Below are 13,756 nucleotides of genomic sequence, written 5' to 3'. Positions count from 1 at the left end.
CTTTACAAGAAATTAAGAGAAATTTATAAATTGGCTTAAATCTTTAAGCTTAAGGATTAATATAATTAGATATACTTCACAAATTATTCTCTAATATAGTAAAGGTAAAAATTTTGAAAGCAGATATAAATTTAGAACTATTTTTAGGCGAAGATACACAGGTTTTAGCTAAACATATTACATTATTAAAGGCTATAAAAGAGACAAAGAGTATCACAAAAGCGGCAGAATTGGTTGGCATATCATACAAAAATGCTTGGGACTGCCTTGATACGATAAATAACAAAAGTAGTAAGCCGCTTATTATTAGAGCTGATGGAAATAAAAAAAATAGTGGCTCTGAGCTAAGCGAGTATGCCAATAAACTGATAAAAATTTATGATGCCATTCTTGAGACTCAAAAGGATTTTTTACAAAAAATTTGTCAAAAAGTAGATTTTGAGGATGTAGATATTGTAAATCTTCAAAGAATGAATATGAACTTAAGTGCTAGAAATCAGCTCTCATGCGAGATTATTGGCATAAACCGCGGTGCGGTAAATTCTCAAATAATTGCAAAACTAAGTAATGGCTGCACGCTTGAGTCAAACATCACGGTTGAAAGTGAGAAAAATTTAGGCCTAAAAGTTGGACAAAAAGTTATTTATATTTTTAAAGCTCCAGCTGTCATTTTAGCCAAGGATCTAGATATAAAAATAAGCACAAAAAATCAATTAAAAGGCGAAGTGATCGAAGCAAAGATAGGTGCTGTAAATGCTGAAATTACTTTAAAACTAAGCGATGAGCAGACTTTAACTGCCATCATCACAAAAGATAGTGCTATCCAGATGAAAATAGGTGTTGGCGATACACTTTTAGCAATAGTAAAATCATCTCAAATCATTATAGGAGTTTAAATGAGAAAAGTTTTTAAATTTTTATGTGTGACAGCTTTGCTTGCCATAAATGCATTTGGCGCTGAAGTAAATGTATATGCAGCAGCAAACACAACATACGCATTTCCAGAACTTATAAAAGAGTTTAATAAGCTTCATCCAGATGCTAAAATCAACCTAACTCTTGGCGCAAGTGGTGGCCTTGTTACACAGATACAAAACTCAGCTCCAGCTGATATCTTTATGGCTGCTGATATGGGATTTGCTCAAAAAGCTTATGACACAGGATTTGCAGTAGCTGCTCCAAAAGTTTATGCACAAGGTGCTGTTGCTATTTTTTCTATTAGAAATGTTGATTTCAAAAAAGGTATTGAGGTTGTTCGTGGCCTAAAAGCGATCTCTATCGCAAATCCACAAACTGCACCATACGGCAAAGCTAGTATAGAGGCTCTTAAAAACGCAAAACTTTATGACGAAGTAGAAAAAAATATCGTCTATGCTCAAAAAATTTCTGAAACTCTATCTCAAGCATTAAGTGCTTCTGATGTAGGTTTTATCGCTGCTAGCGCACTTTTTGATGAGAAAATGTCAAAATACAAAGAGGGCGTTAATTACATCTTTGTTCCACAAGAGCTATACACTCCGATCGATCAAGGCATAGTTCTTCTAAAACATGCTGAAAAAAATGATGATGCAAAAGCATTTTATGAGTTTATCTTAGGTGATAAATCAAGAGAAATTTTCAAGAAATTTGGTTACAACGTTCCAGCTAAATGATAAGAGCAAAGATCGTTGGGATTTTAACTAAAGATGACGTTAGCTTATTTGAGCTAAAGGGTCTAAATTTAGAGGCAAATTTATTTATGCTAGTCTTAAATGAGGCTAGCAAATTTGCCTTAAATGATGAGATCGGTTTAGGTTTTAAAAGCTCGGATGTCGTCTTGGCAAAGAATAGACTTGACACTAGCTCGCTTGAAAATGAATTAAAATGCGTGATAGAGGCTATAAATTTTGGTGAAGTTTTAAGCGTTGTTAGCCTAAAGTGCGATCAAATTAGCTTCGAAGCCATCATTTCAAACCACGCTTTAAAAGCATTAAATTTGAGTAAAAATGATAGTGTTTTTGCCTATATAAAATCTACTAGTATTCATATAAGTACTCAAAAATGATAGAAATTTCTTGTAAAAAAGAGCTAAATGGCGGCGATGGTAAATTTATGCTTGAGGCAGACCTTAGCTTTGAAAATGGCGATTTTGTCGCACTTTATGGAGCAAGTGGCGGCGGAAAGACCACTATTTTAAGATTGATTGCTGGTTTTGAAACACCACAAAGTGGTTTTATAAAAGTTGGAGATAAAATTTTCTTTGACGATAAGATAAATTTGGCTCCGCAAAAGCGAAATATCGGCTTTTTATTTCAAGATTATGCATTGTTTGAAAATATGAATGTCTTTAAAAATTTACTCTTTGCAAAAGATGACGTAAGCCTAGCAAATAAACTTCTTGATATCTGCGGTCTAGCAAGCCTAAAAAATGCAAAGATCAGCACTCTTTCTGGTGGCCAAAAACAACGCATAGCACTTGCTCGTGCAGTTATGAGAAGACCTGAAATTTTACTACTTGATGAGCCACTAAGTGCACTTGATAATGCTATGCGTGAGAAATTGCAAAACTATTTATTGGCGCTTCATGATGAATTTAAGATGAGTATTGTCTTAGTAAGTCATGATATCGCAGAAATTTATAAACTTTGCAATAAAGTCTTTGTTCTTGAAAATGGCAAAATTTCAAGATCTGGCACAGCTAGTGAGATATTTTTAAAGACTGCCGGATCTCAAAAAATCGCCTTCAATGCTAAAATTTTAGAGATAAAAAAATGTGATGCAATCTTCGTAGCAAATGTACTGATAAACCGCCAAATTTGTGAAGTTGTGTTAAGCAGCAACGAAGCAATGAATCTAAAAGCAGGCGATATGGTGGTAGTTAGCACAAAAGCATTTAGTGTAAATTTGGAAAAAGCATGATAGACGAGTTAAAAAGTATCGATTACGAGCCGTTTTGGCTCTCGTTAAAACTATCTTTTATAACTACTTTTATCTTGTTCTTTGCCTGCATTACGCTTGCTTATTTTATGTCGCAGAAAAAATTTTTCGGCAAATCATTTTTAGAGTCGATAATCTCACTGCCTTTAGTTTTGCCGCCAAGCGTCCTTGGCTTTTATCTGCTCATTTTTCTTTCACCTTATTCCACCTTTGGTAAATTTATCGAAGAAATTTTTGGAGTTAGGTTAGTTTTTAATTTCACAGGTCTTGTTGTGGCAAGTTGCATCTATTCATTGCCATTTATGTTTGGGCCGATTTATGCTGGGCTAAATAGCCTAAAAAAGAGCCTTTTTGAAGCAAGTTATAGTCTTGGCAAAAATAAGCTCACGACTATTTTTAGAGTAATTTTGCCAAGTATCAGATCAAATTTATTAACAGCTACTGTCGTTAGCTTTGCTCACACTATGGGCGAGTTTGGCGTTGTTTTAATGATAGGCGGTAGCGTAGCTGGAGAGAGCAAGGTCGCTAGCATTGCGATATTTGAAGCGGTTGAAATGCTTGATTACACCAAGGCTCATATCTATGCACTTTTGATGCTAATAATTAGCTTTTTTGTCCTTTTCGTAGTTTATCTTTTAAATTCTAAAAAAGCTTAAGACAAAGCTTATAAAGATATAATAGTAAAAATTTTAAAGGATGAAGTATGATAAAAGTGCCTACGAGTATATATTTAAATACCTTAGACGGTAAGGAATTTGATTTCTCTGCCTTTGCAAGAACGCACGACTGCGTTATTTTCATCTATCCAAAGATAGGCGAGGACTTTGAGCTTTTAAGCGAGGAACTGCAAAATACTGCGGGTATGAAGGGCTGCACTAAACAAGCGATAAACTATAAGAAATTTTTAAAAGATTTTAACGATCTTGGTTTTATGGTAGTGGCCATTAGCTCACAAGATATCGCAGCTCAAAAGAAATTTCAAGAAGAGACTTCAACTGGTGTTATGTTTTTAAACGATAGTGAGTTTATGCTTGAAAGGGCGCTTGAGCTTCCAGTTTTTTCTGCGTCAAATGGACATAAATTTTATTTTAGACAAACACTTATCATAAAAGATGGCAAGATAAGGCGCGCATATATAGTGGATGATCCAGAAAATGATGCTAAAAATATGCTAGAAAAAATCAAAGAAAAAGACTACTAGGAGCTAAAATGAGCCAAAATAGCAAAATCGAAAAGTCTTATGATGAGCTAACTTATAAATCAATAGCTTTTGCCCAATCGTCGCCATATAGGCTTGAAGCTTGTGCTACACTTCTTGGCATAACTCCACCTCCATGCGAAAATGCAAGAGTTTTAGAGATAGGATGTAGCTTTGGCGGAAATTTGATCCCATTTGCAGTAAATAACAAAAATGTAAAAGTAGTTGGCATAGATCTTAGCGGCGAGCAGATAAGGCGCGGGCAAGAAATTGTTAAAGAGATGGGGCTTACAAATTTAGAGCTTATACACGGCGATATTTGCGAATTTAAAAGTGATGAGAAATTTGACTACATTATCGCTCATGGCGTTTTTAGCTGGGTACCTGACTTTGTAAAAGAAGCTATATTAAAAGTCGTAAGAGAGAATTTAAGTGCAAATGGCGTAGCATTTATCTCCTATAATGTTTATCCTGGTTGGAAAGTAAAAGACATCGTAAGAGATATAATGCTACTTGCCGCAAAAGATAAAGAGAGCATGCAAGATAGGTTAAAAGCAGCCAAAGAAGCACTTTTAGTCTATAAAGAATATTTGCTAACAAGAGATGAAAAAATTTATGAGGGAAAAATACCTCTTAAGATGCTTCTTTTTGTAACAGAACATGTGCTCTCAAAAGATGACTTTTACATAGCTCATGAGCTTTTAGAATACACAAATGATCCATTTTATTTTAAAGATTTTAATGCCATGCTTGCTAAAAATGAGCTTACTTATCTTTGTGAGTATACGCTTGATGATATTTTTACCCCAGATGTTGGCACGGCCGTAGTAGATGAATACAAAAATAACAAGTTTAAAGACAGGATCGATCTAGAGCAATTCATGGATATGATTAGCAACAAAGTCTTTAGACAAAGCCTAATAGTCCATAGCAAAACTTATGAGAGCATAGCAAATAAACAAATAGGTCCAAGCGATATTAATAAAATTCACGTTGTGGCAGATTTTATAAAGAAAGATAACCAGTGGCAAGATAGTTATGGCGCTATGCCACAAGATATATCATGGCTTTGCGAGGTCTTTTATAAGATGTATCCAGCTAGTATAAACCTTTCTCAGATTTTAGAAATTTTGCCAGAAGATAAGCTCATTGTTTATAGCGCTTTTGTAAGAATTTTAACAAACTCGTCTGATGCAATGATTTTAAAAGATGAGCAAAAAAATATCGAGTATAGGCCTGGGCATTCAAGACTTAGCCAAAAATTAATAAATTATGTAAGATATTTTTTAAATCATAAAAATAATGCCGATGTTGTTTTTGCTAATAAATTTAGTATCTCAAGAAAGCTTAACAATATCGATTATTACATACTTTTGTTACTTGATGGTAAAAATAGCTTAGAAGATGTCGCAGCAAAAACCTTAAAATTTATCAAAGAGAACAACGAAGATATATTTGACATAAATGGCAAAGTGCTTAAAAAAGACAAGGTCGCAGCAAATATAATGAGTTACGTGCTAGGCACAGCAAAAATAGCTAGTATGCTTTATCTGCTAGAAGAAATTTAAGGTTTAAGTTTTACTTTGTTTATATAGTTGTGTGATTTTATCTTTTAGATTTAGTGTGTTTTTTGAGAGAGCTATAAAAAATGGACTTTTTAAATCAGCAAGCTCGTAGCTCATCTCTTTACTACTATTAGCGTCAAATACTTTTCCGCCACAAAAATTTACGAGCGCTTCTCCTGCTGCATTGTCCCAAAGGTAGCTTGGGGCAAATCTCAAATAAGCTCCGCCAAATTCAACCAAACGGCAAAATTTTATGGCTGAGCCGATGCACCTTTGCTCAAAATTTAAGCTCTGTCCTATAAATTCTATCTCTTTGGCGTCGCCTCTTCTGCTTGAAAAGATTAGATTGTCTAAATTTTTATCTTTTTTGTTTAGATCAACTCTCTTTATGATTTCATCATTGTCACCTAAAATTTCTTTAAAAGCGCCGTTTTCATCAGCATAAAAAAGCTCTTTACTAACTGGGATAAATATCACGCCAAGCACCGGCCTAGCTTTTTTTATAAGCGCTATGCAAACGCAAAATTCGCCGTTTCTAGCTAGAAATTCTTTAGTGCCATCAAGAGGATCTACGAGCCAAAACTCGTCTTTATCGCTTTCTTGCAAGATACTCTCTTCAGAGCAAATTTTTATCCCGCTTTTGCTTAGCTCTTTTAGTATCACTTCATTTGCGGCTAGATCAGCGCTAGTTAGTGGTGAGCTGTCATCTTTTAGGCAGACTTTAAGAGCCGTATTATCTGCAGAGTAAAATTTCATTATTTGCGCTCCAGCATTAACGGCTGCTTTTTTAGCTAAATTTAGAAGCTCGCTCATTTTGGTGTTCTGTTTGCCTCTCCAACATAAAGCTGTCTTGGGCGGACGATCTTTATTGTATCTTGCTCTTTTAGCTCGATCCACTGGCTGATCCAGCCTGGAGTCCTGCCGATGACAAAGATGACGGCAAACATATTATTTGGTATGCCAAGCGCCTTTAGGATGAGTCCTGAGTGAAAATCAACGTTTGGATATAAATTTCTACTCACAAAATAGTCATCATTTAGCGCGATCTCCTCAATGCGGTTTGCGATCTTGATAAGCTCTGAGTTAATGCCTATCTCATCCATAAGCTGATCTCTCATCTTCTTAAGCACTTTTGCGCGAGGGTCAAAGTTTTTATAGACTCTGTGACCAAAGCCCATTAGCCTAAATGGATCGTTTTTATCCTTCGCTCTAGCGATGTATCTATCGACGTTTGCGACTGAGCCGATCTCTTCAAGCTGACGGATAACGCCCTCGTTTGCGCCGCCATGAGCCCAGCCCCAAAGTGCTCCGATACCTGCACTTATACATGCGTATGGGTGAGCATGCGTTGAGCCAACGGTTCTAACAGTCGTCGTTGAAGCGTTTTGCTCGTGATCTGCGTGCAGCATAAAGACCGTATCAAGTGCTTTTATCTCGATAGGCTTAAGATCGACATGCTCATATGGATAGCCTCTCATCATGTAGAGGAAATTTTCAGTAAAGCCACGATCTAAATTTGGATAGATGATAGGAAGTCCGCGTGAGTAGCGGTAGCTAAAGGCCGCGATCGTTGGAATTTTAGCGATTATACGCATAGCCATCTCGTGATACTCTTCAGGTTTATCCATATTTAAGTGATCTGAGTAAAAGGCACTTAGGGCTGAGACCGCTGCTTGCAAGATCGCCATAGGGTGAGCTTTGTCTGGAAATGCATCAAATAGCTTCATCATGCCTTCATGTATAAAGCTTCTTTTTTTAAGCTCGGTTTTAAAATTTATATACTGATCATTTGTTGGAAGCTCTTTGTTTAAGAGTAAATATGCCACGTCTAAAAATGTCTTATTTTCAGCCAAATACGCGATATCATAACCTCTATACATTAGCTCGCCTTTTAAGCCGTCTATGTAAGTTATCGCCGAGCGACACATCGCAGTTGAAGTATAACCTCTGTCAAAAGTAAACATTCCAGTATCACTAAAAAATGTCGAGATGTCTATCACATCAGGTCCCATAGTGCCTTTTAGTATAGGAAACTCGTAACTCTTGCCAGTTCTGTTATCAGTTAGCGTAGCTGTATTTGATGACATTTTTACTCCTTGCTTCTTGATTGCATTAGAAATTTTATAATTATTGTCCCTATTATAGCTTGAGCTAGGCTTGCTAGGATAAAAGATGAGTAAGAATAATCACTTATCTCACCTGATCTGTGTGCGATAGTAGCAACTGCTACTAGAAGCGTTAGTGGCATGGATTGTGAGAGAGAAAACAAAAATATCCCCTTAAGCCCTAATTTTCCTACAAATAACACACTTGAAAAAAGCCTTGTAGCAAGCATCGCACAAAATATAAAAATAGCATCTTTTATCACTTCATTTGAGCTTAGGCTTGAGAGCTTGAAAGTTGAGCCTATGTGTATAAAAAATATCGGTACCAAAAATCCAAATCCAAAGCTTGAAAGCTTGTGCGGTAAGTCTTTTTTATGATCAAAAAACGTAGCTATAAACATACCTGCGATAAACGCGCCAAAGGCAACTTCTAAATTCAAATAAAACATAAGTGCAATCATCGAAAAAAATACCGCAATGCTTAGCCTAATATCTTTTTCATCCTTATCGTAGTGTGGCATAAGGATCACTTTAAGCCCCGGATACCACCAAAAAAGCACATCTAAAATTTTAAAGCTAAGTACGCTGATAGCTAAAAATAAGATCAAATAGCCAATCGTTAGCCATAAATTTATACTAGCTCCAAACTGCAAATAGGCTGCTATAAATGTCAAAAGCGTAATGCTTATAAGCTCGCCAATAGTTGCAATAAGCATGCTTAAATTTAGCCATTTCACATCTCTGCCATACTCTTTAAATAGCGTAAATATCATGCCAACGGCCATTATCGGGATAATGATAATATAAAGCAAACTAAGATCAAGACTAAACGTAAGTGCAGTTGCTAGCGAGTAAATGAGCGCAAGATAGATAAGCCCCAGACGTAAAATTTTGCGGTCAATGTTTATAAGCATTCTAAGATCAATCTCCATGCCAGCTAGAAACATCAAAAAGAAAAAGCCAACTTCGCTAATTAGCTTAAACATCTCATTTTCGCCGACAAGTCCGATGTAGCTAGCTAGTGCCCCAAGTATTATCTCAGCAGGAGCGACAGGAATGCGTAAAATTTTAGAAATATAAGGCGAAGCAAAGACGATAAATGCCAAAACGACAAGAATACTAAGCTCGCTCGCTTGATGTAATTGCAAAAAGATCCTTAAATTAAAAATGTTTGATTGTATAAAAAGCTTTGTTATTTTTTGATTAAGCTAAGCGATTTTTGGGCAAAATGGCGACAAATTTTTAAAAATTTGGAGTGCAAATTTATGTGTAAATTTCTATTTTTTGTCTTGATGTTTTTTGGAATTTTTGGCTTTGCAGACGAGCTAAGTTTGGTTCAAAGTTTTAAATTTGATGGAAGCGTTTTTTATAAGAAAAATACAGCCAAAGATGAGAGTTTTTACTTTTTAAAAAATGAAAATTTTGATGAGCATTTTGTAGGATTTAGAGTGAAATTTGACAAAAATATAAAAAGTGAAAGTATGCTTGCTGAGCTAAAAAGAAAGATAAAAGAGGCTAAAGAGGTGCTTTATAGTGAAGAGAATGATCAAATTTTAGCTCTCATAAAAGATGAAACTAGCAGTAAAAATATAGAAATAATCCACTTTTTACTTAAAAAAGATGGAGTCTTAATACTTTCATATGAAAGAATTTATGATCCAAAAACTCTGGTAGATGGGCTTAAGCCTGTACTTTTAAGTGAGGCTAGAAATTTTATGCTTCAGATGCCAAAGGTAGAAGCTAGATAGAAAGGTGGATGTGGTGGTGTTTTGCACTGCATGCGGTTTTGTTAAATTTCATCAAATTTTACTAGCCAATTCTTGTGAGTGAATGAAATTTAAAATTTGCACATAGATTGATGAAATTTACTTAAAGGGGGACAAAGGGGCTTGAATTGCGTAAGTCGCCCCCTTATCCCCCTTTATATCCCCCAATCCCTTAACACGCTCAAAGTGCACGCAATAGTGCTGGCGCACTGCATGCGGGTAAAACTCTATCAAATTTTAAAATTTTATAAGCAAGTAATTTCGGCTCTAGTGGCAAGCTTCATAAGACCCAAAACCAGTAGTCAATTCTTGCGAGTGAATGGAATTTTAAAATTTATAAATTAAGGTTTTTAGAAATTTAAAGTTTTGTTTCTTTGTTAAGGGGGAAGAGGCTTGAATTACGAAGTCGCTTCCTTCCCCCTTAACGATCCCCTAACCCCGACAACGTTAGAGGTGGCATGCTCCAGTGCTAACGCACTGCATGCGATTTGTTATCAGATAAATTTGAGTAAATTAAAGCGAGCATATCACGGCTCTAAATTTAGTGGCGAGTGAGTGAAGCTTTAAAATTTAAAAATGGCATAGATAAAGTTATTTTGTTGCGTACCTTAAAAACCTCACAAATTTTTACCAAGCAAAATTCCAAGATAGCTTGCAAGTAAGCAAAGAATAAGGTTTAAAAAGATATTTAAAAAGCCTTTTACCAGCTCGCCTTCTAGTAAAAATTTCACACTATCAAGGCTAAAGCTTGAAAATGTTGTAAATCCGCCAAGTATGCCAATGACCAAAAATACTCTCACGCTTTGGCTTAAATTTAGACAAAACAAAACGCCGATAATAAAGCTACCAAGCACATTTACGCCAAGCGTAGCTAGCGGAAAGTGGCTAAATTTTAGCAGTTCGCCAGCTAAGAACCTGCATCCAGCCCCGATAAAGCCTCCAAGCCCTGCGAAAAGTAAATTTACAAGCATTAGTGACAGATACTTGCGAAGCTAAAACCTCGCTTTGTAAGCTCCTCAATATCCTTGCTAGCTTTCTCGCCTTTTGCGGTGAGGTAGTCGCCAATGACGATCGCATCTGCGCCATTTTCAAAGATCTCGTATTGTCTATCGCCTAAAATTTTCTCTCTGCCACCAGCTATCATGACTCTAGTTTCTGGAAGAGCGCTTTTGGTATCACGTACGATCTTTAGGGCTTCATCCACACTAAGAGGGGGCAGATCAAGACTTAGAGATTCATTTTTTATGAAAAAATTTATCGGCGATGAAAATGGCTCAAGCTCTTTTAGACCAGCTCTAAAGCTTACTCTATCGACCTCACTCTCGCCAACGCCGTAAATTCCACCAGTGCAAAGCATAAGCCTAGCTCTTTTTGCATCTAAATTTGTCTGATATCTCTCGTCCCAAGTGTGTGTTTTACAAATTTTTGGAAAAAATTCTCGGCTTGTTTCAAGGTTGTGGTTGTAGCTAAAAACGCCAGCTTTTTTGAGCTCGCAAAGTTGCTCATAAGTCGCCATGCCGTTGCACGCGATAAGCATCAAATTTGGCACTTCTTTGCTCACAGCTCTTGCTAAAGATGCGATATAGTCAGTCTTTTTATCATTTAGTCTAGCACCGCTTGTAACTAAGCAAAAGCCAAGAGCGTGGTTTTTATAAGCCATTTTAGCCTCGTCCACCACCTGCTGCACGCTTTTTTCTTTAAATTTCGTGATATTAGCGCCAGCTTTGGCACTTTGCGTGCAATAAGCGCAGTCCTCACCGCAATTTCCTTGAGTCACCGAACATATCGCACAGAGCATAATTGTTTTCATATTTCATCCTTTTTTGGCGTATTATAACTTTGATAGGTTTAAATTTTGAGCATATAAGCAAATAAGTAAAAATGTATTTTGCGAATAAAGTCAAATCCAAACCAAAATGGCTCAAATTCGACTATAAATTTTTAATTTTCAGCGACTAATGTCTTTTTCTTGCACTTTGTACACTCTATAAATGTGCCTTTTTTAAGCTCTTTTTTGATCATATCGCCGCCACATTCGTCGCATTTTTGCTCAACTGGCTCGTAGTTTGAGACGAAGTCGCATTTTGGATAGTTGGCACATCCATAAAATTTACCGCGCCTACTAAATCTCTCGACGATCTCGCCGCCACATTTTGGACATGGCACGTCAAGCTTTTTAAGCTCGCGTTTTGGCTTAGCTACCTCAGTAGTGCCAGTTTCTGCGCTCTTTTCATTATCTTTTGCGACATTTCTTGAGTATTTGCATTTTGGGAAATTTGAGCAAGCGATAAATTCGCCGTATCTGCCCTTTCTAAGCACTAGCTCGCTTCCACACTCTGGGCACTTCTCGCCGATCGGAGTGGCTGTTTTTAGGCTTTTTATGCTAGTTTTGCCAGCGCTTATTTTTTCCATAAATGGATAGTAAAAGTCGCTTAACACCTTTTGCCAGTCGGCCTTGTCAAGTGCGATTTCATCGAGCTTTTCTTCAAGATGTGATGTAAAATCGCTATCGACGATGTTGCTAAAGTGCTCCTCTAAAACGCCTATCATGCTAAATGCGATCTCGTTTGGTATGAGCTGCTTTTTCTCGATCCTTACGTAGTCTCTTGATGTTAGCAGAGAGATGGTCGGTGCGTAGGTGCTTGGGCGGCCGATGCCAAGGCTTTCTAGCTTTTTAACAAGACCGGCTTCAGAGTAGCGAGACGGCGGCTCGGTGAAATTTTGCGTGCTTTTTATGCTTTGCAAGCTCATCTCGTCGCCCTTTTTTAAATTTGGCAAAATTTTATCCTTATCAAGCTCACCATAAACCTTGTAAAAGCCGTCAAATATTACCTTTCTGCCGCTTATCTTAAATTCGCCTTTTTCGCTTACGACATAGACATTTTGCGTTTGGCTCACGCATGCACTCATTTGGCAGGCTAAAAATCTATTATAGATGAGCGTGTAGAGTTTGAGCGCGTCTTTTTCTAAAAATTTAGCCGCTATTTGTGGCGTGAAGTTTAAATTTGTAGGGCGGATCGCTTCGTGGGCTTCTTGCGCGCCTTTTGAGCTTGTCGTGTAGCTTATCGCTTTGGCCGGCAGATACTCTTTGCCGTAGTTTTGGAGGATATGCTCCCTAGCGGCCGCGACAGCCTCTTTGGCTAAATTTAAGCTATCCGTTCTCATGTAGGTGATCGCACCCATGAAGCCTTCGTTTGTTTGTACGCCTTCATAGAGGCTTTGTGCGATCATCATCGTCTTTTTAGGGCTAAAACCAAGGCGGTTGCTCGCACTTTGCTGAAGTGTTGAGGTCATAAATGGCGGGCTTGGCTGGATCTTTCTATCTTTGCTCTCGATCTCTCGGACGCTAAATTTCTCATTTTGTAAATTTTCGATGATGTATTTTGCGCGGTCTGGGTTTTGGATAGTGAGCTTTTCAATCTTTTGATTTTCAAATTTAACTAGCTCGGCGTCTAGATCTTTTTTAAAGACGGTGTCGATAGTGTAGTACTCAACCGGCTTAAATGCTTGAATTTCACGCTCACGGTCAACTATTATCTTTAGTGCCGCACTTTGTACCCTGCCAGCACTTAAGCCTTTTTGTATCTTTAAATTTAAAAGCGGACTTAGCTTGTAGCCAACTATGCGGTCGAGCAAACGCCTTGTTTGCTGGGCATTGACACTATTCATATCGACGTGTCTTGGGCTTTTTAGAGCGTTTTGTATGGCACTTTTGGTGATCTCATGAAAGACGATGCGAGGCAGGCTTGTTGGCTCTTTGCCGATAGCATTTGCGATGTGAAATGCGATCGCCTCACCCTCTCTATCCTCATCGGTCGCGAGGTAAATTTCATCTGCATCCTTGGCAAGCTCTTTTATTTCTTTTACGATGGCGGAGTGATCGCTACTGATGCGATACTCTGGGGTAAATTTATCATCCTCTATCTTGATGCCAAAGCTCGTTTTTGGCAGGTCTCTGATGTGACCTTTTGAGGCGATGACGTTGTAGCTTTTATCTAAGAAATTTTTGATAGTCTTTGCTTTTGCAGGAGATTCCACGATGATTAAGCTTTTCATTATATATAGCCTTTAATTTTTTGGCGTAATTGTAGCAAAAATAATTTTTAAAGTATCAAGGTGTAAAAATCAAATCCGTCTTCATTATTTTAAAAATTTTTTCATTCATGCCTATAAAGTTTTTAAAAAATTTCACGATATAGTTTTTGT

14 protein-coding genes are annotated in these 13,756 nt (G+C 37.1%); 8 read left to right on the top strand and 6 right to left on the bottom strand.

Annotated elements, in window-relative coordinates; all coding sequences use genetic code 11:
* Positions 1-113: 113 nt before the first annotated feature.
* Genes CCON33237_RS08340 through CCON33237_RS08310 form a run of 7 tightly spaced genes read left to right on the top strand, consistent with a single transcriptional unit; the run spans position 114 to position 5,682 of the window.
* The gene (locus tag CCON33237_RS08340; RefSeq protein ID WP_054197213.1) at positions 114-896 is read left to right on the top strand and encodes a TOBE domain-containing protein; all 783 of its coding nucleotides are present in this window, start codon (positions 114-116) and stop codon (positions 894-896) included.
* Positions 897-1,652 (top strand): molybdate ABC transporter substrate-binding protein, encoded by a 756-nt coding sequence (modA, locus tag CCON33237_RS08335; RefSeq protein ID WP_054197212.1) that lies wholly within the window; start codon positions 897-899, stop codon positions 1,650-1,652. It begins immediately after the preceding gene.
* Positions 1,649-2,044: a TOBE domain-containing protein gene (locus CCON33237_RS08330; RefSeq protein ID WP_054197211.1), complete on the top strand. Its 396-nt coding sequence runs from the start codon at positions 1,649-1,651 to the stop codon at positions 2,042-2,044. Before modA ends, CCON33237_RS08330 begins: the two co-directional genes overlap by 4 nt.
* Positions 2,041-2,898 (top strand): sulfate/molybdate ABC transporter ATP-binding protein, encoded by an 858-nt coding sequence (locus tag CCON33237_RS08325; RefSeq protein WP_054197210.1) that lies wholly within the window; start codon positions 2,041-2,043, stop codon positions 2,896-2,898. Before CCON33237_RS08330 ends, CCON33237_RS08325 begins: the two co-directional genes overlap by 4 nt.
* Entirely contained in the window at positions 2,895-3,572 is a 678-nt protein-coding gene (modB, locus tag CCON33237_RS08320) for a molybdate ABC transporter permease subunit (RefSeq protein ID WP_054197209.1), read from the top strand. Before CCON33237_RS08325 ends, modB begins: the two co-directional genes overlap by 4 nt.
* A 47-nt stretch (positions 3,573-3,619) precedes the next feature.
* Positions 3,620-4,117 carry a redoxin family protein gene (locus tag CCON33237_RS08315; RefSeq protein ID WP_054197208.1) on the top strand — a complete coding sequence of 166 codons (498 nt, stop codon included), beginning with the start codon at positions 3,620-3,622 and terminating at the stop codon, positions 4,115-4,117.
* 8 nt (positions 4,118-4,125) lie between these two features.
* Entirely contained in the window at positions 4,126-5,682 is a 1,557-nt protein-coding gene (locus CCON33237_RS08310) for a class I SAM-dependent methyltransferase (RefSeq protein ID WP_054197207.1), read from the top strand.
* Between the two features lie 3 nt (positions 5,683-5,685).
* Here CCON33237_RS08310 and CCON33237_RS08305 read toward each other — a convergent pair whose 3' ends face one another.
* From CCON33237_RS08305 to CCON33237_RS08295, 3 genes are read right to left on the bottom strand one after another with little or no spacing between them, the layout of a single operon-like run.
* Entirely contained in the window at positions 5,686-6,492 is an 807-nt protein-coding gene (locus CCON33237_RS08305; protein ID WP_054197206.1) for a 3'(2'),5'-bisphosphate nucleotidase CysQ family protein, read from the bottom strand.
* Positions 6,489-7,766: a citrate synthase gene (locus CCON33237_RS08300; RefSeq protein ID WP_054197205.1), complete on the bottom strand. Its 1,278-nt coding sequence runs from the start codon at positions 7,764-7,766 to the stop codon at positions 6,489-6,491. Before CCON33237_RS08300 ends, CCON33237_RS08305 begins: the two co-directional genes overlap by 4 nt.
* Before the next feature lie 2 nt (positions 7,767-7,768).
* Positions 7,769-8,932 (bottom strand): cation:proton antiporter, encoded by a 1,164-nt coding sequence (locus CCON33237_RS08295; protein WP_054197204.1) that lies wholly within the window; start codon positions 8,930-8,932, stop codon positions 7,769-7,771.
* A 117-nt stretch (positions 8,933-9,049) separates the two neighbouring features.
* On the opposite strand from CCON33237_RS08295, the gene CCON33237_RS08290 reads away from it, so the two are divergent.
* Positions 9,050-9,532 carry a hypothetical protein gene (locus CCON33237_RS08290; RefSeq protein ID WP_054197430.1) on the top strand — a complete coding sequence of 161 codons (483 nt, stop codon included), beginning with the start codon at positions 9,050-9,052 and terminating at the stop codon, positions 9,530-9,532.
* 635 nt (positions 9,533-10,167) lie between these two features.
* On the opposite strand, the gene crcB is transcribed toward CCON33237_RS08290, so the two are convergent.
* From crcB to topA, 3 genes are all read right to left on the bottom strand, one after another.
* Positions 10,168-10,521 carry a fluoride efflux transporter CrcB gene (gene crcB, locus CCON33237_RS08285; RefSeq protein ID WP_054197203.1) on the bottom strand — a complete coding sequence of 118 codons (354 nt, stop codon included), beginning with the start codon at positions 10,519-10,521 and terminating at the stop codon, positions 10,168-10,170.
* Entirely contained in the window at positions 10,521-11,360 is an 840-nt protein-coding gene (locus CCON33237_RS08280; protein WP_054197202.1) for a biotin synthase, read from the bottom strand. The genes crcB and CCON33237_RS08280 overlap by 1 nt, the downstream gene beginning before the upstream one ends.
* 131 nt (positions 11,361-11,491) lie before the next feature.
* Entirely contained in the window at positions 11,492-13,609 is a 2,118-nt protein-coding gene (gene topA, locus CCON33237_RS08275; RefSeq protein ID WP_180997784.1) for a type I DNA topoisomerase, read from the bottom strand.
* Between the last annotated feature and the right edge of the window lie 147 nt (positions 13,610-13,756).

The organism is Campylobacter concisus, from assembly GCF_001298465.1.
Taxonomy (GTDB): Bacteria; Campylobacterota; Campylobacteria; order Campylobacterales; family Campylobacteraceae; genus Campylobacter_A; species Campylobacter_A concisus.
Note: the sequence above shows the minus strand (reverse complement) of the source record. Positions and strands in the feature narration are given on the sequence as shown.